Raw genomic sequence first — 21,470 nt, forward strand, 5'->3', positions numbered from 1 at the left:
AAGGGTAAAGCCACCTAAAGCTGCCTCAGGTCAAAAAGTGGGGACGCAAGCATGAATACAATCGGGCCACTTTTGCATTTTTGCCCTCTCGGAGCGTACCCGATGGAATTACTCTGCCCGGCAGGCAGCCTGCCGGCACTGAAGACAGCCGTGGATAACGGGGCCGATGCCGTCTATATCGGCTTCAAGGATGACACCAATGCCCGCCACTTCGCCGGTCTCAACTTCACCGACAGCAAGCTGGAAAAAGCGGTCGACTACGTGCACCAGCATGGCCGCAAGCTGCACATCGCCATCAACACCTTCGCCCACCCGGGCTCCGACGCCCGCTGGAAACAGGCGGTGGACAAGGGCGCCGCACTGGGCGCCGATGCCCTGATCATCGCCGATCTCGCCGTGCTCGATTACGCCAGCCGCCGCCATCCCGACATGGAGCTGCATGTCTCGGTCCAGGCCAGCGCCACCAATGCCGCCGCCATCCGCTTCTACCAGCAGCATTTCAACGTCGGCCGGGTGGTGTTGCCGCGGGTGCTCTCCATGCACCAGGTCAGGCAGCTCGCCCGCGAGACCGACGTCGGCCTCGAGGTCTTCGCCTTCGGCAGCCTCTGCATCATGGCGGAGGGGCGCTGCTACCTCTCCTCCTACATGACGGGTGAGAGCCCCAATACCGTCGGCGCCTGCTCCCCCGCCAAGTTCGTGCGCTGGGAGGAGACCCAGGAGGGTCTCGAATCGCGGCTCAACGAGGTGCTGATCGATCGCTACGGCCGGGGCGAGAACGCCGGCTACCCGACTTTGTGCAAGGGGCGCTTCGAGGTGGATGGCCAGACCTATCACGCCCTGGAGGAGCCCACCAGCCTCAACACCCTCGGCCTGTTGCCCGAGCTGTACCAGACCGGGATCCAGTCGGTCAAGATAGAGGGGCGCCAACGCAGCCCCGCCTATGTGGAGCAGGTAACCCGGGTCTGGCGCGCCGCCATCGACGCCTATCAGGCCAACCCGGACGCCTACCAGGTCAAGGGCGAGTGGGATGCCCAGCTAGCCCGCGTCTCCGAGGGGAGTCAGACCACCCTCGGCGCCTACCATCGCCAGTGGCAATAAGGAGCCCTGCCCATGAAATTCTCTCTCGGCCCCCTGCTCTTCTACTGGCCCAAGGCCGACACCCAGGCCTTCTACGAGGCCGCGGCCCAGAGCCAGGCCGACATCGTCTATCTGGGGGAGACGGTGTGCAGCAAGCGCCGCGAACTCAAGGTGGATGACTGGATTGCCCTGGCCCGCCAGGTGGCGAGTTCGGGCAAGCAGACGGTGCTCTCCACCCTGGCGCTGATCTCGGCCCCGTCAGAGCTCAGGGAGGTCAAGCGACTGGTGGACAACGGCTCCTTGCTGATCGAGGCCAACGATCTCGGCACCGTCCAGCTCGCCCGTGAAGCCGGCCTGCCGTTCGTCTGCGGCCCGGCCATCAACGCCTACAACGCCGAGGTGCTGCGCCTGCTGCTTAAAAATGGCATGCAGCGCTGGGTGATGCCGGTGGAGCTCTCCCGGGACTGGCTGGTGCAGCTTGCACAGGATCTGGGCAAGGAGCGCCAGCAATTCGAGGTGGAGGTATTCGCCTACGGCCACCTGCCGCTCGCCTACTCGGCACGCTGCTTCACCGCCCGCTCCCTCGACAAGCCCAAAGACAACTGCGAGCTCGCCTGCATCCACTACCCCACCGGCCGGCTGGCCAACAGCCGCGAGGGGCAGAAGGTGTTCAACCTCAACGGCATCCAGACCCAGTCCGGCTACTGCTACAACCTCGGCAACGAGCTTGCGGGCATGGACGGCCTGGTGGACGTGGTGCGTCTCTCCCCCGAGGGGATGGAGACCCTGGAGATGCTGGCCCGCTTCAAGGACAATCAGCACGGCCAGGCACCGCTTCCCCTGCAGCAGGAGCTGGACTGCAACGGCTACTGGCGCCAGATCCCGGGCATGAGCCTGGTGGAATAAACCGGCGCCCAGACCGCAGACAGCAAAAAGGCCTCGCAATGAGGCCTTTTTCACAGGGGTGACAGATGCATCACGCCTTGCCGCTCTTGCCCTGGGCTCCCGGCGGCAGGGGCTTGCGCGCCATCAGCTCCAGCTCCAGCAGGGCATAGCGGTGCTCGATGAAGTCATAGACGTTGTTGGCGAGCGCCAGCTTGAAGTAGCTGATGGCCTCCTTGCGGTTGCCCTTGGCCAGCTCGAACTTGCCCAGGTAGAAGTAGGTCTCGCACAGGCGCTCGGCAAGCTCCCGGTTGTCCTTGACCCCCTTCACCACGTTGCTCATCAACTGGGTGGCATTGATCTCGCCGGTATAGAGGCGCACCAGATCCCAGTTCCAGGCGTCGTCGTCATACTTGTTGAGCCGTTCGCGCATCCGGCTCATGGCCGCCGGCCCGTTGAGCTTCTGCTCGGCCAGGTAGAGCCAGAGCACCCGGTAGGGATCTTCCGGCTGCGCCTCGTAGAAGCGCTTCATGTCGGCCGTGGCCAACTCGGGGCGGTTGCCGTAATAGAGGGCGATCCCCCGGTTCAGATAGGCGTAGTCGTAATCCGGGGCCAGCTCCAGCGCCGAGTCGAACGCCTCGTAGGCCTCGTCATAGTTCTGCTGCTGCACCAGATAGACGCCGATGAAGTTGTAGGCCTCGGCAAAGTCGGGCTTCTCCCGCAGGGCGCGGTTGAAGTCGAGCCGTGCGAGGGAGCGCAGGCCCACCCGGTCAAACACCACGGCGCGCTCATAGAAGAGTTCGGCCCGCTGTTCTGTCGTCAATTCCATTTCACTGAGCATCTGCCCGAGTCGCGCCAGCGCCAACTCGCTCTGGTAGGAGACCTGCAAGGGGGTCGCCAATACCAGTGAAGCGGGTTGCGGCTTGGGAACTTGAGGCGCTTGTACCTGACTGCTACTGCTGCAACCCCACATGGGGAGCAACAACAGGATACCCGTGAGGTATCCAATCCCTATCCTGACGTTCAATGAACACTCCGACGCTTACGCTTGACCCCGCATATGGTAAAGATCACGGGGCCGTTTGTCATGTGGCGCAACCCCTATCCCTCAAATAAATCAGGATTCGACAGGGTATCCGGCCTCGCTCCAGCCACGAAAGCCTCCATCGACGCTGACGACCCGGGAATACCCCATCTTCTGCAGGTTTTCCGCCACCAGAATGGAGCGAAATCCCCCACCACAATAGAGGTAGAGCTCGGTGTCAGGGTCCGGATAGCGCGTCTCTATGTCCCGCTCTATCACCCCGCGGCCAAGGTACTCGGCCCCCGGCAGATGGCCCCTGGCCCATTCGCTCTCCTCGCGCACGTCGACGAGGTGAAAGGCGCGGCCCTCGTCCTGCCAGCGCTTGATCTGGTGCACGTCTGTCTCCTTGACCCGGGGGCGGATGGCCTCGACCAGTGCCAGGAAACGGGGATTGTGCTGCATGTTTTGCTCCTTGTGTTGATTGATGCCACTCATCTTGCTCATGGTGAGAGCATCATGGCGCAGTCCGGCCATAAGAGAAAGGGCGCCTTGCGGCGCCCTTGTCTGTTACGGCAGGATCTCTTGCTGATCCGCCCCCTCTTTTTCCACCTGGGTCGGCAGCATGTGCTCCCGCTTGACCCCGAGGTACATGGCGGAGGCGCTCGCCACATAGATGGAGGAGTAGGTCCCGAAGGCCACCCCGATCACCATGGCGATGGAGAAACCGTGGATGAGCGGCCCGCCCTTGAGCAAGAGCGCCACCACCACCACGAAGGTCAGGCCGGAGGTGATGATGGTCCGGCTCAGGGTCTCGGTCATGGAGAGATCCATGATCTCGGCGGTATCCCCGCGGCGTACCTTGCGGAAGTTCTCCCGCACCCGGTCGAACACCACTATGGTGTCGTTCAGGGAGTAACCCACCAGGGTCATCAATGCCGCCAGCACGGTCAGATCGAACTCGTACTGGAAGTAGGCGAAGATGCCGAGGGTGATGATGACGTCGTGGGCCAGGGAGAGAATGCCCCCCGTGGCCAGACGCCACTCGAAGCGCACCGCCACGTAGATCAGGATACAGAGGATGGAGGCCAGCATGGCCAGGGCACCGTCGGTCGCCAGCTCATCACCCACGGAGGGGCCGACGAACTCGACGCGCTTGAGCACGGCGTCCTGGTCGATGAGCTTGGCCGCCGCCAGCACCTCGTTGCCCTGCTGCTCCACCTTGATCCCCTCTTTCGGGGCCATGCGCACCAGCACATCGCGGCTGGAGCCAAAGAATTGCAGGGTCGCCCCCTCAATCTTCTGCTGATCCAGCGCCTCGTGCATCTTGTCCAGGCTCACCGACTGCTGGAACCCCACCTCTATGGTGGTACCACCGGTGAAGTCCAGGCCCCAGTTCAGGCCGCGATCGAACAGGATGTAGAGGGCGAACACCGTCACCAGCGCAGAGAAGACCATACCCAGCTTGGCGAAGCGCATGAAGGGGATGGGCTTTTCAAAATGCAGAATTTGAAACATGTCTCTTCCTTAGATCGGCAGCTTGTCGATGCGCCGTCCGCCCCAGGCCAGGTTGATGATGGCGCGGGATACCGTGATGGCGGTAAACATGGAGGCGGTCAGACCGATCCCGAGGGTCAGGGCGAAGCCCTTGATGGCGCCGGTGCCGATACCGAACAGGATCACGCAGGTGATGAGCGAGGTGACGTTCGAGTCGGCGATGGTCGAGAAGGCGCGGTCAAAGCCCATGTGAATGGCTTGCTGCACCCCGCGACCGTTGCGGATCTCTTCACGAATGCGCTCGTAGATCAGCACGTTCGCATCCACCGCCATGCCCAGCGTCAGGACGATACCGGCGATGCCCGGCAGGGTCATGGTGGCCCCCGGGATCATCGACATGATGCCGACGATGAGCACCAGGTTCATGGTCAGCGCTAGGTTGGCGACCCAGCCGAAGGCACGGTAGTAGATCCCCATGAACAGCACGATCACCAGCATGGCCCAGCCGATGGCTTCCATGCCGCTGTCGATGTTCTGCTGACCCAGGCTCGGGCCTATGGTGCGCTCTTCCACGATCTGGATCGGCGCGATCAGGGCACCGGCACGCAGCAGCAGCGCCAGGTTGTGGGCTTCGTTGGCGTTGTCGATGCCGGTGATGCGGAACTGGCTGCCCAGGCGCGACTGGATGGTCGCGACGTTGATCACCTCTTCCTGCTTGCGGAACTTGCGCTTGCCGTCCGGACCCGGCTGACCCACAGGCTTGTACTCGATGAAGACGGTGGCCATGCCCTTGCCGACGTTGTCCTTGGTAAAGTTGGCCATCTTGTTGCCACCCTGGCCATCGAGCTTGATGTTGACCTGGGGACGGCTGTACTCATCGAAACCGGACTGGGCACCCACGATGTGGTCACCGGTCAGGATCACGCGCTTGTGCAGCACCACGGGGCGTCCGTTGCGATCGTTGTAGACCTTGGAGCTCGGCGGCACCCGGCCACTGGCGGCGGCCTGGATGTCGGCGGCCTCGTCGACCATGTGGAACTCCAGGGTCGCGGTGGCGCCCAGGATCTCCTTGGCACGGGCGGTGTCCTGGATCCCCGGCAGCTCCACCACGATGCGCTCGGCACCCTGCTGCTGGACCAGCGGCTCGGCCACCCCCAGCTCGTTCACCCGGTTGCGGATGATGGTGATGTTCTGCTCGAGGGCGTACTTCTTCACTTCCTTGATCTTGGCTTCGCTCAGGCTGGCCAGCAGGATGAAGTCATCCCCCTTCTGTTCGCCGGTGAAGACAAGATCCGGATTCTGACGGCGCAGATGGGAGATCGCCTTGGCCTGATCGGCCTCGTCACGGAACACCACCTGCACCTGATCGCCGACCCGGCGCACGCCGGAGTAACGGATCTTCTGGGTGCGCAGCTCGGAGCGGAAATCCTGCACCATCTGCTCCTGCTGCTTGGCCAGCGCCTCGGCCATGTCCACTTCCATCAGGAAGTGCACGCCGCCGCGAAGGTCCAGACCGAGCTTGAGGGGAGCGGCGCCGATGGCTTCGAGCCAGGCCGGGGTGGAGGGCGCCAGGTTGAGGGCCGTGATGAAGTTGTCCCCCAGCTTGTTGGCCACGATGTCGCGGGCCTTGAGCTGGTCTTCGGTGTTGTTGAAACGGATCAGGATGAAGCCGTGTTCGAACGCCGCATGCTTGACCGGGATCCGGGCCGCCTCGAGCGTCTCCTTCACCAGGTCAAGGGTGTCGAGCTTGACTTCGGCACCACGGCTGGCAGAGACCTGGAGGGCCGGGTCTTCGCCGTAAAGATTGGGGGCTGCATATAGAAAACCGATGGCGATCACCACGATCACCATCAGGTATTTCCACAGCGGATAGCGATTTAACACGCTGTGCTCCTCGGGAGATTAGAGGGACTGGATAGAACCCTTGGGCAGAACGGCAGAGACGAAGTCACGCTTGATGGTGACCTGGGTCTGATCGTTCAGGGCCAGCACAATGTAGTCGCTGTCGGCGGAGACCTTGGCGATCTTGCCGACCAGGCCACCGGAAGTGAGCACTTCGTCGCCCTTGGTCAGGGAGCTCATCAGGTTGCGATGCTCCTTGGCGCGTTTGGCCTGGGGACGGTAGATCATGAAGTAGAAGATGAGACCGAACACGGCCAGCATGATGATCATTTCCATGCCACCACCCTGTGCCGCCGGAGCCGCGCCTTCTGCATACGCCTTGGAGATAATGCTCATTTAACAACCTCTTATTGATGTAGATTTGATAACTAACTTATATATCGTTGTTATTTCACGTCATTTTCAGCCAGTGGAGGCACAGGCTTCCCTTGCCGACGGTAAAACTCAGTTACAAAGTCGTCTAATTTACCCTGCTCGATCGCGTCCCGCAAACCCTGCATCACACGCTGGTAATAACGCAGGTTGTGGATGGTATTCAGACGGGCACCGAGGATCTCGTTGCACTTGTCCAGATGGTACAGATAGCTGCGGGTGTAGTTCTTGCAGGTGTAGCAGTCGCAGTCCGCATCCAGGGTGCTGGTGTCCTCGCGGTACTTGGCGTTGCGGATCTTCACCACACCGTCCGTGGTGAACAGGTGGCCGTTGCGGGCGTTGCGGGTCGGCATCACGCAGTCGAACATGTCGATGCCGCGGCGCACCCCTTCCACCAGGTCCTCCGGCTTGCCCACCCCCATCAGGTAGCGCGGCTTGTCGGCCGGGATCTTCGGGCAGACGTGGTCGAGGATGCGGTGCATGTCCTCTTTCGGCTCACCCACGGCGAGACCGCCGACCGCGTAGCCATCGAAGCCGATCTCCAGCAGGCCGTCCAGCGACACATCCCGCAGCGGCTCGTAGACGGAGCCCTGGATGATGCCGAACAGGGCGTTCTTGTTGCCGAGGGCATCGAACTTGGCGCGGGAGCGCTTGGCCCAGCGCAGGGACATCTCCATGGACTTGCGCGCCTCTTCGTAGGTGGCCGGATAGGGCGTGCACTCGTCGAAGATCATCACGATGTCGGAGCCGAGATCGTACTGGATCTCCATGGACTTCTCGGGGTCCAGGAAGATCTTCTCGCCGTTGATGGGATGACGGAAGTGCACCCCCTCCTCGGTGATCTTGCGGATGTGCCCCAGGCTGAACACCTGGAAGCCGCCGGAGTCGGTCAGGATGGGCCCCTGCCAGTTCATGAAGTCGTGCAGGTCGCCGTGGGCGCGCATCACTTCCTGCCCCGGCCGCAGCCAGAGGTGGAAGGTGTTGCCGAGCAGGATCTGGGCGCCGGTCTCGCGCACCTCTTCCGGGGTCATCCCCTTGACGGTGCCGTAAGTGCCGACCGGCATGAAGGCCGGGGTCTGGACCACGCCGCGCTCGAATACCAGCTGGCCGCGGCGGGCGCGACCGTCGGTGGTTTTCAGTTCAAATTTCATTGCTACCTCGATTCAGTCAGAGAAACAGTCTGACAACGGAGGGCCCGAGGGCCCGGTAATAAAGAAGCCGGCCGGGATCCTGACAAGCAGACCCTGAACGGCTTCTGAAGTGCGAGGCTTAACCTTGCGCCCGGCGACGGGTGACGAACATGGCGTCCCCGTAGCTGAAGAAACGATACTGCCCGGTCACGGCGGCCTGATAGGCGGCCATCACATTGTCATAGCCCGCGAAGGCGCTGACCAGCATGATCAGGGTGGATTCGGGCAGGTGGAAGTTGGTGATCATGGCGTCGACCACCTGGAACTGGTAACCAGGGAAGATAAAGATGTCAGTGTCGCTGAAGAAGGGTGCCAGCGGCTTGCCCTGGGTCAGGGTCGCCTTGGCCGCGCTCTCCAGCGAACGTACCGAGGTGGTGCCCACGGCAATCACGCGGCCACCGCGCGCACGGGTCGCCGCGATGGCGTCCACCACCTCCTGCGGCACTTCGGCGTATTCCGAGTGCATGTGGTGATCTTCAATCTTCTCCACCCGCACCGGCTGGAAGGTGCCCGCCCCCACGTGCAGGGTCACGAAGGCCAGCTCCACCCCCTTGGCGCGGATCTTCTCGAGCAGCGGCTCGTCGAAGTGCAGGCCCGCGGTCGGCGCCGCCACGGCACCCGGCTTCTGGTTGTAGACGGTCTGGTAGCGCTCCTTGTCGGCGTCCTCGTCGGGGCGGTCGATGTAGGGGGGCAGCGGCATGTGGCCGATGGCTTCCAGAATGGTCAGCACGGGGCGCGGATCCAGGAAATGGATCTCGAACAGGGCGTCGTGGCGGACACGCATCTCGGCCTCCACCTTCTCCCCATCGGGGCCACCGTCCAGGATCAGGCGGGTGCCGGGCTTGGGGGACTTGGAGGAGCGGACGTGGGCCAGCACGCTGTGCTCGTCCAGGATGCGCTCCACCAGCACCTCCAGCTTGCCGCCGCTGGCCTTCTGACCAAACATGCGCGCCGGGATGACACGGGTATTGTTGAACACCAGCAGGTCGCCGGGATTGAGCTGGTCCAGCACATCCACAAATTGACCGTGGCGCAGGGCGCCGGTTTGACCATCGAGCTGCAGCAGGCGGCTGGCGGTCCGCTCCGCCATCGGATAGCGGGCAATCAGCTCGTCTGGCAGATCAAAATGAAAATCGGATACTTGCATCTTTCACCTCGGGGGAATCGGCGGCTAGTCTAGTTATCCCCCTCTTGCAAGGCAACCCAAAAGACCAAAAACCCAAGGCAGACAAGGGATAGCGGGCAATTATGTGAGGCAACACCCGTTAAAAAATCTTTAATCTTTTGTATTGACCCCGATCATATTCCGCCCCTCCGGGCTGGGCTAGGGTGAAGATAGATACACAAGGAGGCCCACCATGATGACCCTCTCCGAGATCATGACCGAACACCCCTTCACCCTGGGTCCGGAAAACAGCGTCAAGCAGGCGATGGAGCTGATGCAGCAAGAGCGGATCCGCCACATCCCCATCGTCGATGAGCACCAGCATCTGCTGGGACTGGTCACCCTCTCCGACATCCTGGCCACCCGCGAATCCAAGCTGCTGCTGATCAACCCGGAGCGGGAGGCGGAGTTCACCGACAGCGTCCAGCTCGACGAGATCATGACCCGCCAGGTGGCGAGCGTGGACCCCCACGCCGGCATCAAGGAGGCGGCCCTCTACCTGCAGCGCCACAAATATGGCTGCCTGCCGGTACTCAAGGGGCGCAAGCTGATCGGCATCGTCACCGAGTCTGACTTCATCGCGGTGGCCATCAACCTGCTGGAGCTGATGGAAGAGCAGGAGCCCCCCACCGACTTCTGATCACTTATTTATGAAATTAAATTACAATAAAAGCGTTTTCAGCCTTATTTTTCGGCTAAAACACTGAAACACTTTCAGTTTGATTGAAAAATTACACCATATTCTTGCTTTGTGATCCTCATCACACTATGATGCGATCCATGCAATGGTTGCCGAAGAGGTGATGAGGATTGTGCACCCACGTCTTCTCTTCATATATCCGCAAGTTTGCACACCCCGTAGTTAGTCTTTGCTGTAAAGCATTTTTATCGCCATTCCTTGTTTGATGACCCGGCCCTGTCCTCGCGACCGCGCCGGGATTTTTTTGCCCGCGTTCTTCCCCTCTCCGCCGCGTCTGCGGCACGCCCATGCATGCCATCCATAAAACAAGATCCCATCCGGGACTTGAAAATGTGAACTGCAGGACAGAAATTGAACTTCGACAATGAGTTATCTCAGAAGACTTGAGATATTCATGTTAGGTACAGTTGGGATGGGCTATCTAATAAATAGATTTAAGTGATTCAAAATTGTGGCTTTGATCGATTAGCGAAAAGCCCTATGATGCCTCCATCGAAAGTTAAGCGCCTCGTCTGGCACGACTCTTCAACACCAGACCGGCATATGTACATCACCAAGGAGCAAATACATGTCTACCTACATCAACACCGAAATCAAGCCGTTCAACGCTACCGCCTACCACAATGGCAAATTCGTTCAGGTGTCTGACGCTGACCTGAAAGGCAAGTGGTCCGTGGTCTTCTTCTACCCGGCTGACTTCACCTTCGTCTGCCCGACCGAGCTGGGCGACCTGGCCGACAACTACGCTGCCTTCAAGAAGCTGGGCGTCGAGATCTACGCCGTCTCCACCGACACCCACTTCACCCACAAGGCTTGGCACGACACTTCTGACACCATCAAGAAGATTCAGTACCCGATGATCGGCGACCCGACCGGCACCATCACCCGCAATTTCGGCGTGATGATCGAAGAGGCTGGCCTGGCTGACCGCGGTACCTTCGTCATCGACCCGAATGGCGTCATCCAGATCGTCGAGATCAACGCCGGCGGTATCGGCCGTGACGCCCTGGAGCTGCTGCGCAAGGTCAAGGCTGCCCAGTACGTTGCCGCTCACCCGGGTGAAGTGTGCCCGGCCAAGTGGCAGGAAGGCGACGCCACCCTGGCCCCGTCCCTGGATCTGGTAGGCAAGATCTAAGCCTCCCCGCTCCAAAGACCGGCCCGTTTCAGGGCCGGTCTGTTTTCCGGCCTAGCTCAAGGGTGACGGCCTGCTTTTCGGCACAGCCTTTTCAGTATTCAGCCATACCGCCGACCCGCATTCAGACAGAAGGAATTCGACCATGTTAGATACCAACCTCAAACAACAACTCAACGGTTACCTGCAGTACATCGTCAATCCCATCGAGATCAGCGTGTCCGGCAACGACAGCGACAAATCCGCAGAGCTCCTGGCATTGGCCACCGAGATAGCCGAGATGTCCCCCAAGATTTCCCTGACCGATGGTACTGCCGCCCGCAAGCCTTCCATGAGCATCGCGCCGAAGGGCCAAGCCCCGCGCGTGCACTTTGCCGGCATTCCCATGGGTCATGAATTCACCTCCCTGGTGCTCGCCCTGCTGCAAAGCGGCGGCCACCCCTCCAAGGCCGATCCGGCCGTGCTGGAGCAGGTCAGGAACCTGAAGGGTGAGTTCCACTTCGAGACCTACATCTCCCTCTCCTGTCACAACTGCCCGGACGTGGTGCAGGCCCTGAACCTGATGGCCACCCTGAACCCGGGCATCAGTCACACCATGATCGACGGTGCCCTGTTCCAGGACGAGGTGAACGAGCGCCAGATCATGGCGGTCCCGAACGTCTACCTGAACGGCCAGCCGTTCAGCCAGGGCCGTACCTCCCTAGAAGAGATCGTCGCCAAGCTCGACACCGGCGCCGCCGAGCGCAAGGCCGCCGAACTGAGCGAAAAAGCGCCTTACGACGTGCTGGTGGTGGGCGGTGGCCCGGCCGGCGCCGCGGCGGCCATCTATGCCGCCCGTAAAGGCATTCGCACCGCCATCGTCGCCGAGCGCTTCGGCGGCCAGGTGATGGACACCGTCGGCATCGAGAACTTCATCTCCGTGCCCTACACCGAGGGCCCCAAGCTCGCCGCCAGCCTGGAGCAGCACGTCAAGCAGTACGGCGTGGAAGTGATCACCGAGCAGCGCGCCGCCGCCATCAGCAAGGATGGCTACGTCAACGTGGATCTCGCCTCCGGTGCCACCTTGAAGAGCCGCGCAGTGATCCTGGCGACCGGTGCCCGCTGGCGTGACCTGAACGTGCCGGGTGAGGTGGAATACCGCACCAAGGGCGTGGCCTATTGCCCCCACTGCGACGGCCCCTTCTTCAAGGGCAAGCGGGTGGCGGTGATCGGTGGTGGTAACTCCGGTATAGAAGCGGCCATCGACTTGGCCGGCATCGTCGAACACGTCACAGTAGTGGAGTTCGCCGATACCCTGCGCGCCGACGACGTGCTGCAGAAGAAGGCCCGCTCCATGGGCAACATCGACATCATCATGAACGCCCGCACCACCGAGGTGATCGGTGACGGCAGCAAGGTGGTGGGCATGGATTACGAGGATCGCACCACGGGCGAGATCAAGCACCTCGCCGTCGCCGGCATCTTCGTCCAGATCGGCCTGGTCCCGAACACCGAGTTCCTGAAAGGGAGCGAGGTGGCCCTGACCCGCTTCGGCGAGATCGAGATCGACACCAAGGGCGCCACCTCCCTGCCCGGCGTCTACGCCGCAGGGGATGCCACCACAGTGCCGTTCAAGCAGATCATCATCTCCATGGGGGCCGGTGCCACCGCCGCCCTGGGGGCGTTCGATTACCTCATCCGCACGCCGGCCCCCGAGGCCGCCAAGGCAGAGGCCGTGACCGCCTGATAGGCTCCGCCAGCAAAAAGCCGACTCCCTGAGTCGGCTTTTTTTTGCGCCTTGCGCGGTCAGGGCTTCCCTTCCTGAGGGGCTGTCCCGTCCGGCGTGGCATAACTCGCGGGTACCGCCTCCCCTGCCAGATCCGTTCTCGGCTCCAGCTCCGCCGTCATGGGGGTGTTGGGGGGCACCGGCATGAACACCTGGTGTTCCGCCAGTGGAATGGGGGCCCGCTGCCGCCTGCGCCTGCCCAGATAACCCGAGAGCAGCAGGCCGCACAGGGCGAAGTAGACGAACAGCCCCTGCGGCCCGAACAGCCACATGACCGAGGGGGCCAGCAGCGGCCCTATCATGGCCCCCAGGCTGTAGGCGAGCAGCAGCCCCTGGTTGGCCCCCAGCACCTGATCCGGGCGCAGCTCGTCGCAGGCGTGGCTGAGGCTCAAGGGGTAGATGGAGAACGCCATCCCCCCCAGCAGAAAGATCAGGCCTCCCTCGATCGGCGCACGCCAGGCGCCTGGCAGCAGCACCATCATGAGGGCGAGCAGGGTCAGCGCGCTGCACAGCAGCAGGATCACCAGCCGCCTGTCATGGCGGTCGGACATCCGGCCTATGGGGTATTGCAGGCACATGCCCCCCAGGATCACCAGCGCCATCATGTCCGCCACCCGCGAGAGAGTGGCACCGCTGTCGGTAAAATAGAGCGGCAACAAGCCGTAGATGGCCCCGAGGATGAGGCCCGAGGTGAAGCTGCTGCCCATCCCCGCCGGAGTGAGGCGCACCAGCTCCCGCACCCCGACCCGTTGGGGGGCCACCATGGCCGGGGTCGATACCCGGGAGATCGCCAGGGGCACCACCGACAGGGTCGCCGCCATGGCGCACAGGGCGAAAGGGGTCAGCACCATGGGGTCCACCCACTTGAGCAGCTGTTGCCCCATGGCCAGGGAGCCATAGAGCAGGATCATGTAGAGGGACATCAGCCGTCCCCGGTTGGCCGGGGTGCTGGAAACCAGCATCCAGGACTCCAGCACCACGAAGATCCCGCCGGTGGCAAAGCCCCCCACCAGCCGCAGCACGGTCCAGGCGATGGGATCCACCACCATGCCGTGGAGCAGAAACAGGAAGCAGAGCAGGGAGGCATAGGCCGCATAGGCCCGAATGTGGCCCACCCGAATGATGAGACGGGCGTTGACGAAGGCCCCCAGCACCAGGCCGCCGAAGTAGGCCGCCGACACCAGGCCGATGGCCTGGGCGGACACCTGCTCGGCGGAGAGGCGCACCGTCAGCAGGGTGTTGAACAGGCCGTGACCCAGGATGAAGACCACCAGACTGGTCAGGGGTGAGAACAATCTCGTGAGTGCCATGACGCCTCCCCTCGGGGTAAAACGGTCATGGTAGCGTCTGTTTCTTGCCCACTTCAACCGACCGCCCCCATTTTTGAGAGGCTATCCTTAACGGGATCCCATCATGGAGGTCGTCAAGATGAGACTCACGCTGTTGTTGGCAACTTTGCTCTTCTCCGCCAGCGCCCTCGCCTTCCACTGTCCCATGGACATGAAGAAGATCGATGACGCCCTGGCCACAAACCCGGCGCTCAGCGCCGAGCGGCTGGCCGAGGTGAAGCAGCTCAGGGCCGAAGGAGAGAGCCTGCACAAGGCAGGCAAACATCAGGAATCCGTCGATAGCCTGGCCAAGGCCATGGCCATTCTCGGCATCGACGAGGGCTAGTCGCCGGCTCGCCGCGCGACGGTCTGCCCCGCATCGCACCGATGTGGCAGGCTGCCCACTTGACACAAGGCCCTCGTCCCCCGTGGCGAGGGTCTTGTCATGAGCGGGGTGAGCGGCAGGCAGACGCTCGCTGCCTATGCCTCCTCGATGCGATGGATGCGGTTCTTGCCGGCACGCTTGGCCTGATACATCGCCTTGTCGACCAGGGCTATCAGCACCTCGGGGGATCGGCCCAGGCTGGTGCCGATACCGGCGCTGAAGGTGACCCGCATCCCCTTCTCCCGCCATTTCTGCTCGCTGAGCTGGCACCGCCACAGCTCCATCAGCCGCTCGGCCTCTGCCAGCGAGTGCTGCTCGAAGAGGGCCACCAGCTCCTCCCCACCGTAGCGGCACAGTAAGACCCCCTCGCCCAGCAACGTCTGTCCCAGCTCGACACTGCGGCACAGCGCCGCATCGCCGCCGGCATGGCCGTAGACGTCGTTGAGCTGCTTGAAATTGTCCAGGTCGACCAGGGCCAGGACAAAGCAGTTCCCCTCCTCGTGCAGCTGGCGCAGACGCTGATCCAGAAACCGCCGATTGTAGCTGCCGGTGAGTGCGTCCCTGTGGGCCAGGTCAAACGACTCTTGCAGGTGATCTGACACCTGATCAAGCTCCTGATCCAGCAAGGCCATCTCCGGGAAGGCGGGCAGCGCACTCGCCGGCCGAGCCTCTCGCGAGCCGGCACCGAGTCGACGGATCCGGCCGGCCAGGTTGTCGATGAGCACCAGCAGGCGCAGGCGGAAGAAGGCCGACATGGTGATGAAGAGGGCGCAGGCAATGACCAGCAGCCCGAGCGCCAGGCCTCCCCCCATGGCGGCGACCGAGTCTCGCCTTGGCTGTACCGTGATGGCCATCCAGTGCTCCCGGTCCGGCAGGGTGCCGTAGGCCACATATTCGTTGCTCAGGTCCGAGTAGAAGGAGCCGGAGTGCGCCGTCAGGCGCGCCAGCCAGGGGGCCTGCAGGATCTGGCCGTTGTTGGCCGACTGCGAGCTCACCAGGATCTGGTGGGTGCGCCGGTCAATCACCATGTGGCTCACGGCATTGTCCCCATACAGCATGTCCCTGAGCATCTTGGACCACTGTGCAACGTTCACGTCGATGCCGATGACCCGCTCCCCCTGCTCACCCTGCTGCCGGCCATCCGTCAGACGATGGGCCAGGGTCAGGATGTAGTCGCCCGTCAAGATGTCCTGATAGGCCGGGGTCCAGTAAAACGTCCGGGCCTCCAGCGCCCCCTTGAACCAGGCTCTGGATCGCACATTGGCCCTGGCATTGACCCAGGCCTGGTCCGCCTCTTTGCTGCCGGAGAAGAAATAGCCGTTCGAATCGGCATGAAAGATCAGCGTCACCAGGGGATCGAGGGCCGCCATGTTGCCCCACCGCTCGCGATACACCTGCCTGGCCTCGGTCGAGGAGAACACTGGGGTCAGCAGGTCCGCCGTGACCTCGACGGACATCAGCTGCTCGAGGTGGTCGAGCATCCTGTCTTCCGTCACCACCGCCATGCCGTTCAGGCTGGCCAGTTTCTGCTCCACGACCACGCCGTGGTTGTAGACCGACAGGGCAAACAGGCCGCCAATCCCGAGCAGCATCGGCAAGGCCAGCAGCCAGAGATAGCCCGTGATGAAGGTGAAATTTTTCTGCGTGCGTCTGAACGTCAACATACCCTGGATCCTGCCCATTACCCTTTTCGCTTGCCCCGAGATACCGACGGGGCTGCCATCAAAAGGCGCGCAGTATGCCGTTATCACTTTCGAGAGGGCGAATCCTTTCGCGGCCTTGTTCAAGCACGATTCAGGCAGATTTGGGGGGTAAATACGGTTTTATCTGATAAAACAGGGAGATGCTGAGTGTTTTCTGGTCAAGGAAAAACCTGGGCGACGGCGCTGATCTCCGGGCCAGGAAAAGCGCCGACACAGGGGCAGGCGATCGGCGACCCGGCCGTCCTCCCGCCCCTTTCCACTCGCGCTTCGCTATACCCGGCCGCTGTAGACCAGGGTGCAATAGTTGAACGCTATCTTGCCGTTCACCGCATGGCGCTCAAACGCACGGCGGATGAGCGCCGTCATCTGATCGTGGGCCCGGGTGCCGACGGCTGGGGCATAGGAGGAGGAGTTGAGCCGCCCCAGCACCCCGTCGAGATCGAACAGCTGCTGGTTCTCGAAGCGATCGAGCCGATACTCCCCCTCGAAGAAGGCACGAAAATCGGCCTCGTCCAGGTTGCGGTGATTGACCTCCTCGTAATCCCCCGAGTAGGCGTGCAGCCCCTCCTCGTAGGCCTCGAGAAACGGGGTGTTCATCAGGCGATCGTTCCAGATGAGGGCGATCCGGCCACCGGGTTTGAGCAGGCGCTGGCACTCCAGTCGGAAGGCTGTGCGATCGAACCAGTGAAAGGCCTGGGCGACCGTCACAAGATCCACCGAGCCCGCCGGCAGGCCGGTGGCCTCCGCACTGCCGTGGGACCAGCCGACGTTGCCCACATCCGCCAGCAGCCGTCTGGCGGCCGCCCGCATCTCGTCATTGGGCTCCACCGCCCAGACTCGCGCCACCCGGGGGGCCAGCAGGGCCGTCAGGATGCCGGTGCCCGCCCCGATATCGGCCACCTGGGCCTCAGGCCCCATGGCCAAGTCGCTGGCCAGAAAATCCAGCATGGCCGCAGGATAACCGGGGCGGTATTTCACATAGGCCTCGACCCGGGTCGAGAATCGCTGGGTACTGTCCATCGCTCGCTCCTTGTGGTGGATCACGCGGGTCGCATGATGCCGTTCAGGCATCCTGCACCAACATCCAGAGTCGGGGCAACCGCATGAGGGCACTTGACTGCCACAAAAAACGGACCTGGCCAGCGTAAGTTCCGTCAGCATCGGCGCGTGCCATGCACTGCGCCTTAATGATATCCCCCTGAGCATGGGCTCATCGGGAACTGGTAGAGTGGTCGCGACAGCCAGACCGCAAAAGCAGGGCATTCAAGCTAGGACAAGGCTTTAACCTGGCAGAGGCCCCAGTGATGAGGCATTGGCCCATGACGGAGTGAGACGGAAGGGATTGACGCCTCTTCGAGCTTCCCTATTCACTCTGGCACTACACTCAACCCTGAACGGCCTCGCCGAGGGAGGCGCACACCATTGACCACCAGACCGTACGGGGGATCCATGTCGACATCCAGATACCTGCTGCCACTCATCACTGCCCTGTTGACCGGGTGCGGCGGCGAATTGCTCAGCACGGCGGCAACCACCGGAAAACTCCAGGCGGAGCAGGCCAATCAAGCCAGGGCGCAACTGGATCAGTTCAACGAGGCCCTGAGTGCCGCCGTCGACGCCACCGAGGCGGCGTCCGTATCGGCCGCCCCTCCGGCCCAATAGCAGCGCCTGGCCGGCAACTGTCCCGCTGTTTTCAACGGAGAAATGAGATGACGCAAGCTGCAAAGAACCGGATCTGCCTCTGGTACGACGGGGATGCCGAAGAGGCGGCGCACTTCTACGCCCGAACCTTCCCCGACTCCGCCGTCGGTGCCGTACACCGGGCCCCGGCCGACTATCCCGCCGGCAAGCAGGGGGACGTGCTGACGGTCGAGTTCAGCGTGATGGGGATCCCCTGCCTCGGCCTCAACGGCGGGCCCGGGGTCAACCACAACTGGGCCTTCTCGTTTCAGGTGGCCACCCAGAGCCAGGCCGAGACGGATCGCTACTGGCACGCCATCATCGACAGCGGCGGTCAGGCGAGCGAGTGCGGCTGGTGCCAGGACAGGTGGGGCATCTCCTGGCAGATCACCCCCCAGGTCCTCATCGAGGCGATAAGCGATCCCGACCCCGAGGCAGCGAGACGCGCCTTCGAGGCCATGATGCAGATGGGCAAGATTGACATTGCCACTATCGAGGCGGCGCGCCGGGGCGACTAGCCCGTTTGCGCGGGCGCCACAAACAACAAGGCCACCCCTGGGGGTGGCCTTGTGCATATTGGCTGTCAGCCCTTCACGGCGCCGCGATTACTTGGCGTAATCCTCGGTGGGTACGCAGGAGCAGAACAGGTTGCGATCGCCGTAGACGTCGTCGATGCGGTTCACCGACGGCCACAGCTTGCTGGCGCGCACGGCGTCGGACGGGAAGACCGCCTCGGCGCGGCTGTAGCCACGGTTCCACTCTGCATCCATCACGTCGTCCTGGGTGTGCGGCGCATGGACCAGGGGGTTGTCGGTCAGGCTCCAGTGGCCGTCCTGCACCTTGGCTATTTCAGCGCGGATGGCGGTCATGGCTTCCACGAAGCGATCCAGCTCGCGCTTGGATTCGGATTCGGTCGGCTCGACCATCAGGGTCCCCGCCACCGGGAAGCTCATGGTCGGCGCGTGGAAGCCGTAGTCCATCAGGCGCTTGGCCACGTCCATCTCGCTGATGCCGGAGGCCTCCTTGAGCGGACGGATGTCCAGGATGCACTCGTGGGCCACCCGGCCGTTGCGCCCTGTGTAGAGCACGGGGAAGGACTCGCCGAGCTTCTTGGCCAGGTAGTTGGCGTTGAGGATGGCGACCTGGGTGGATTTCTTCAGGCCCTCGTCACCCAGCATGGCGATGTACATCCAGCTGATGGGCAGGATGCTGGCCGAGCCGAACGGGGCGGCAGACACGGCGCCGTTGTCACGGCTCTCCTTGTCGGTCTTGACCACGGCGTGACCGGCTACGAAGGGTGCCAGGTGTTTCTTCACGCCGATGGGACCCATGCCCGGACCGCCACCACCGTGGGGAATGGCGAAGGTCTTGTGCAGGTTGAGGTGGGAGACGTCCGCCCCGATGAAGCCTGGCGCCGTCAGCCCGACCTGCGCGTTCATGTTGGCGCCGTCCAGATAGACCTGACCGCCGTACTGGTGAACGATGTCGCACACCTCCTTGATGGTCTCCTCGTACACCCCGTGGGTGGAGGGATAGGTCACCATCAGGCAGGAGAGCTGGTCCCCCACCTCGGCAGCCTTGGCGCGCAGGTCGTCCAAGTCCACGTTGCCGGCCTTGTCACAGGCGGTGACGATCACCTTGAGGCCCGCCATCTGGGCTGAGGCCGGGTTGGTGCCGTGGGCGGAAGCCGGGATGAGACAGACATCGCGATGCCCCTCGCCGCGGGACTCGTGGTATTTCTTGATGGCGAGCAGGCCCGCGTATTCCCCCTGGGCGCCGGAGTTCGGCTGCATGCAGACCGCATCGTAGCCGGTCACCTTCACCAGCCACTCTTCCAGATCTGCCAGCAGCAGCTGGTAGCCCTGGGCCTGCTTGAGCGGCGCGAAGGGGTGCAGTTTGCCAAACTCGGGCCAGGTCACCGGGATCATCTCGGCGGTGGCGTTGAGCTTCATGGTGCAGGAGCCGAGGGAGATCATGGCGTAGTTCAGGGCCAGATCTTTCGCTTCGAGACGGTGGATGTAGCGCAGCATCTCGGTCTCGGAGTGGTACTTGTTGAACACCTCGTGGGTCAGCACGGCATCGGTGCGCAGCAGCGCCTGCGGGATGGCGTGATGAGTCTGGGCCGCCTGGTCCAGCGCCTCCACATCCAGGCCGTGGCCTTGTCCCAGGAAGAGGTCGAACAGCTCGGCCACGTCACCCCGGGTGGTGGTCTCGGAGAGGGAGACGCCCACGGCGCCGTCGAGATCCGCGCGCAGGTTGATGCCAAGCCCTTCGGCCTTGGCAATCAGCGCCGCCTTGTCCGACGTCAGGACTGTGAGGGTATCGAACCAGCTGTCGTGCTTGAGGGCCACGCCCTTGGCCTTGAGGCCGAGCGCCAGGATCGTGGTCAGACGATGCACGCGGGAGGCGATGGTCTTGAGCCCCACAGGGCCGTGGTAGACGGCGTAGAAGCTCGCCATGTTGGCCAGCAGCACCTGGGCGGTACAGATGTTGGAGTTGGCCTTCTCGCGGCGGATGTGCTGCTCGCGGGTCTGCATGGCCATGCGAAGGGCGGCCTTGCCGCGGGCATCCTTGGAGACGCCGATGATGCGGCCCGGCATGGAGCGCTTGTAGGCATCGCGGGTGGCGAAAAACGCCGCGTGGGGGCCGCCGTAGCCCATGGGCACGCCGAAGCGCTGGGCACTGCCGAACACCACGTCGGCGCCCAGTTCACCCGGGGATTTGAGCAGCAGCAAGGAGAGCAGGTCGGCGCCGACGCAGGCCAGCCCCTTCTGGGCCTGGACGGCTGCAATGAGGGAACGCAGATCGGTCACATTGCCGGTGGTGGACGGGTACTGGAACATGGCACCGAACACCTCTTCACTCACGGCCTCACCCGCCGGGCCGACGACCACGTCGAAACCAAAGTGCACCGCGCGCTCCTTGACCACGTCGATCACCTGGGGGTGCACGTCGTCGGCCACGAAGAAGAGGTTGGACTTGGATTTGGCCATGCGCTTGGCCAGCGCCATGGCTTCGGCGGCGGCGGTGGCTTCATCGAGCAGGGAGGCGCTCGCCAGATCCATGCCGGTGAGATCCAGGGTGAGCTGCTGGAAGTTCAGCAGCGCCTCGAGACGGCCCTGGGCCAGCTCGGGCTGATAGGGGGTGTAGGCGGTGTACCAGCCCGGGTTTTCCAAGACGTTGCGCAGGATGACGTGGGGCACATGGGTGTCGTGATAGCCCATGCCGATGTAGCTCTTGGCGATCTGGTTCTGGGCGGCATAGCCCTTGAGCTTGGCCAGGGCCTCCACCTCGGTCATGGGGGCGCCGATACCGAGCGGGCCCGGGCGGCGGATGGCGGCGGGGACCGTCTGCTCAATCAGATCGTCCAGGCTCTCGGCGCCCACGGTGGCGAGCAGGGCGCGCATCTCTTCCTCACCCGGGCCTATGTGGCGGCGGATGAAATCGGTTTTTTGCTCGAGTTCAAACAGTGACTGGGTCATTTCCCTATTTCCTGGTAAATAAGTCCTGGTATGAAGGCCTGATAACCAAGACCTGATGTTCCTGATAGCCGGCAGATACCGGCTCCACTCATGTTCTCTGTCCGCCGCAGGCAGACGGGTGATGCGGCAAGGGCATCCCGAAGGCGCAGAGAGAGGCTGCGCCCTTCCTGCAACCTCCATGGCCGCAGG

General features: G+C 62.9%; 19 protein-coding genes. 8 read left to right on the forward strand and 11 right to left on the reverse strand.

From position 1 onward, the window contains the following. The first annotated feature begins 102 nt into the window (after positions 1 to 102). Complete coding sequence (gene ubiU / locus R2B70_RS11595; protein ID WP_219142033.1) at positions 103 to 1,098, forward strand: ubiquinone anaerobic biosynthesis protein UbiU; 996 nt, start codon at positions 103 to 105, stop codon at positions 1,096 to 1,098. Between the two features lie 12 nt (positions 1,099 to 1,110). Beyond that, the gene (locus R2B70_RS11600) at positions 1,111 to 1,983 is read left to right on the forward strand and encodes a U32 family peptidase (RefSeq protein WP_318161529.1); all 873 of its coding nucleotides are present in this window, start codon (positions 1,111 to 1,113) and stop codon (positions 1,981 to 1,983) included. A gap of 70 nt (positions 1,984 to 2,053) precedes the next feature. On the opposite strand, the gene nlpI is transcribed toward R2B70_RS11600, so the two are convergent. The 7 genes from nlpI to queA all read right to left on the reverse strand — a co-directional run bounded on the left by nlpI (position 2,054) and on the right by queA (position 9,088). After that, positions 2,054 to 2,986, reverse strand: coding sequence for a lipoprotein NlpI (gene nlpI, locus R2B70_RS11605; RefSeq protein WP_280136285.1), 933 nt, complete (start codon positions 2,984 to 2,986; stop codon positions 2,054 to 2,056). Between the two features lie 90 nt (positions 2,987 to 3,076). After that, entirely contained in the window at positions 3,077 to 3,445 is a 369-nt protein-coding gene (locus R2B70_RS11610) for a rhodanese-like domain-containing protein (protein ID WP_042076660.1), read from the reverse strand. A gap of 105 nt (positions 3,446 to 3,550) precedes the next feature. Further along, positions 3,551 to 4,498: a protein translocase subunit SecF gene (gene secF, locus R2B70_RS11615; RefSeq protein WP_042076626.1), complete on the reverse strand. Its 948-nt coding sequence runs from the start codon at positions 4,496 to 4,498 to the stop codon at positions 3,551 to 3,553. Between the two features lie 9 nt (positions 4,499 to 4,507). Then, positions 4,508 to 6,361 (reverse strand): protein translocase subunit SecD, encoded by a 1,854-nt coding sequence (secD, locus tag R2B70_RS11620; protein WP_042076627.1) that lies wholly within the window; start codon positions 6,359 to 6,361, stop codon positions 4,508 to 4,510. Positions 6,362 to 6,379: 18 nt separating this feature from the next. Further along, complete coding sequence (yajC, locus tag R2B70_RS11625; RefSeq protein ID WP_042076628.1) at positions 6,380 to 6,715, reverse strand: preprotein translocase subunit YajC; 336 nt, start codon at positions 6,713 to 6,715, stop codon at positions 6,380 to 6,382. Positions 6,716 to 6,765: 50 nt separating this feature from the next. Beyond that, the gene (tgt, locus tag R2B70_RS11630) at positions 6,766 to 7,902 is read right to left on the reverse strand and encodes a tRNA guanosine(34) transglycosylase Tgt (protein WP_042076631.1); all 1,137 of its coding nucleotides are present in this window, start codon (positions 7,900 to 7,902) and stop codon (positions 6,766 to 6,768) included. A 118-nt stretch (positions 7,903 to 8,020) separates the two neighbouring features. Next, a complete protein-coding gene (queA, locus tag R2B70_RS11635) occupies positions 8,021 to 9,088 on the reverse strand; it encodes a tRNA preQ1(34) S-adenosylmethionine ribosyltransferase-isomerase QueA (protein ID WP_318161530.1) in 1,068 nt (355 codons plus the stop codon). A 211-nt stretch (positions 9,089 to 9,299) separates the two neighbouring features. On the opposite strand from queA, the gene R2B70_RS11640 reads away from it, so the two are divergent. From R2B70_RS11640 to ahpF, 3 genes are all read left to right on the forward strand, one after another. After that, positions 9,300 to 9,746, forward strand: a complete 447-nt coding sequence (locus R2B70_RS11640; protein ID WP_042076634.1) for a CBS domain-containing protein — start codon at positions 9,300 to 9,302, stop codon at positions 9,744 to 9,746. Between the two features lie 628 nt (positions 9,747 to 10,374). Next, positions 10,375 to 10,941 (forward strand): alkyl hydroperoxide reductase subunit C, encoded by a 567-nt coding sequence (gene ahpC, locus R2B70_RS11645; RefSeq protein ID WP_042076637.1) that lies wholly within the window; start codon positions 10,375 to 10,377, stop codon positions 10,939 to 10,941. A 142-nt stretch (positions 10,942 to 11,083) separates the two neighbouring features. Further along, positions 11,084 to 12,664, forward strand: a complete 1,581-nt coding sequence (gene ahpF / locus R2B70_RS11650) for an alkyl hydroperoxide reductase subunit F (protein WP_318161531.1) — start codon at positions 11,084 to 11,086, stop codon at positions 12,662 to 12,664. A gap of 59 nt (positions 12,665 to 12,723) precedes the next feature. Here ahpF and R2B70_RS11655 read toward each other — a convergent pair whose 3' ends face one another. Further along, complete coding sequence (locus R2B70_RS11655; protein WP_318161532.1) at positions 12,724 to 14,013, reverse strand: MFS transporter; 1,290 nt, start codon at positions 14,011 to 14,013, stop codon at positions 12,724 to 12,726. Between the two features lie 118 nt (positions 14,014 to 14,131). Between R2B70_RS11655 and R2B70_RS11660 the strand changes: the two genes are divergently transcribed. Beyond that, complete coding sequence (locus R2B70_RS11660; protein WP_042076661.1) at positions 14,132 to 14,377, forward strand: hypothetical protein; 246 nt, start codon at positions 14,132 to 14,134, stop codon at positions 14,375 to 14,377. Positions 14,378 to 14,511: 134 nt separating this feature from the next. On the opposite strand, the gene R2B70_RS11665 is transcribed toward R2B70_RS11660, so the two are convergent. Together R2B70_RS11665 and R2B70_RS11670 are read right to left on the reverse strand one after the other, a co-directional pair. Then, positions 14,512 to 16,080, reverse strand: a complete 1,569-nt coding sequence (locus R2B70_RS11665; protein WP_318161533.1) for a diguanylate cyclase domain-containing protein — start codon at positions 16,078 to 16,080, stop codon at positions 14,512 to 14,514. A 309-nt stretch (positions 16,081 to 16,389) separates the two neighbouring features. Continuing rightward, the gene (locus R2B70_RS11670) at positions 16,390 to 17,139 is read right to left on the reverse strand and encodes a class I SAM-dependent methyltransferase (protein WP_318161534.1); all 750 of its coding nucleotides are present in this window, start codon (positions 17,137 to 17,139) and stop codon (positions 16,390 to 16,392) included. A 429-nt stretch (positions 17,140 to 17,568) separates the two neighbouring features. Between R2B70_RS11670 and R2B70_RS11675 the strand changes: the two genes are divergently transcribed. Both R2B70_RS11675 and R2B70_RS11680 read left to right on the forward strand, forming a co-directional pair. Continuing rightward, the gene (locus tag R2B70_RS11675) at positions 17,569 to 17,781 is read left to right on the forward strand and encodes a hypothetical protein (RefSeq protein WP_318161535.1); all 213 of its coding nucleotides are present in this window, start codon (positions 17,569 to 17,571) and stop codon (positions 17,779 to 17,781) included. A gap of 47 nt (positions 17,782 to 17,828) precedes the next feature. Then, positions 17,829 to 18,317 (forward strand): VOC family protein, encoded by a 489-nt coding sequence (locus R2B70_RS11680; RefSeq protein ID WP_318161536.1) that lies wholly within the window; start codon positions 17,829 to 17,831, stop codon positions 18,315 to 18,317. 87 nt (positions 18,318 to 18,404) lie between these two features. On the opposite strand, the gene gcvP is transcribed toward R2B70_RS11680, so the two are convergent. Continuing rightward, complete coding sequence (gcvP, locus tag R2B70_RS11685) at positions 18,405 to 21,281, reverse strand: aminomethyl-transferring glycine dehydrogenase (protein ID WP_318161537.1); 2,877 nt, start codon at positions 21,279 to 21,281, stop codon at positions 18,405 to 18,407. Positions 21,282 to 21,470 lie beyond the last annotated feature (189 nt).

Source organism: Aeromonas sp. XH (assembly GCF_033348475.1).
In the GTDB taxonomy this organism is placed as follows: Bacteria; Pseudomonadota; Gammaproteobacteria; order Enterobacterales; family Aeromonadaceae; genus Aeromonas; species Aeromonas sanarellii.

Bases quoted from the DNA above. Each gene is read 5' to 3' on its own strand.
- ubiU (WP_219142033.1), top strand. From the start codon at position 103: ATGGAATTACTCTGCCCGGCAGGCAGCCTGCCGGCACTGAAGACAGCC.
- R2B70_RS11600 (WP_318161529.1), top strand. From the start codon at position 1,111: ATGAAATTCTCTCTCGGCCCCCTGCTCTTCTACTGGCCCAAGGCCGAC.
- R2B70_RS11610 (WP_042076660.1), bottom strand. From the start codon at position 3,445: ATGCAGCACAATCCCCGTTTCCTGGCACTGGTCGAGGCCATCCGCCCC.
- secF (WP_042076626.1), bottom strand. From the start codon at position 4,498: ATGTTTCAAATTCTGCATTTTGAAAAGCCCATCCCCTTCATGCGCTTC.
- yajC (WP_042076628.1), bottom strand. From the start codon at position 6,715: ATGAGCATTATCTCCAAGGCGTATGCAGAAGGCGCGGCTCCGGCGGCA.
- tgt (WP_042076631.1), bottom strand. From the start codon at position 7,902: ATGAAATTTGAACTGAAAACCACCGACGGTCGCGCCCGCCGCGGCCAG.
- queA (WP_318161530.1), bottom strand. From the start codon at position 9,088: ATGCAAGTATCCGATTTTCATTTTGATCTGCCAGACGAGCTGATTGCC.
- R2B70_RS11640 (WP_042076634.1), top strand. From the start codon at position 9,300: ATGATGACCCTCTCCGAGATCATGACCGAACACCCCTTCACCCTGGGT.
- ahpC (WP_042076637.1), top strand. From the start codon at position 10,375: ATGTCTACCTACATCAACACCGAAATCAAGCCGTTCAACGCTACCGCC.
- ahpF (WP_318161531.1), top strand. From the start codon at position 11,084: ATGTTAGATACCAACCTCAAACAACAACTCAACGGTTACCTGCAGTAC.
- R2B70_RS11655 (WP_318161532.1), bottom strand. From the start codon at position 14,013: ATGGCACTCACGAGATTGTTCTCACCCCTGACCAGTCTGGTGGTCTTC.
- R2B70_RS11660 (WP_042076661.1), top strand. From the start codon at position 14,132: ATGAGACTCACGCTGTTGTTGGCAACTTTGCTCTTCTCCGCCAGCGCC.
- R2B70_RS11665 (WP_318161533.1), bottom strand. From the start codon at position 16,080: ATGTTGACGTTCAGACGCACGCAGAAAAATTTCACCTTCATCACGGGC.
- R2B70_RS11670 (WP_318161534.1), bottom strand. From the start codon at position 17,139: ATGGACAGTACCCAGCGATTCTCGACCCGGGTCGAGGCCTATGTGAAA.
- R2B70_RS11675 (WP_318161535.1), top strand. From the start codon at position 17,569: ATGTCGACATCCAGATACCTGCTGCCACTCATCACTGCCCTGTTGACC.
- R2B70_RS11680 (WP_318161536.1), top strand. From the start codon at position 17,829: ATGACGCAAGCTGCAAAGAACCGGATCTGCCTCTGGTACGACGGGGAT.
- gcvP (WP_318161537.1), bottom strand. From the start codon at position 21,281: ATGACCCAGTCACTGTTTGAACTCGAGCAAAAAACCGATTTCATCCGC.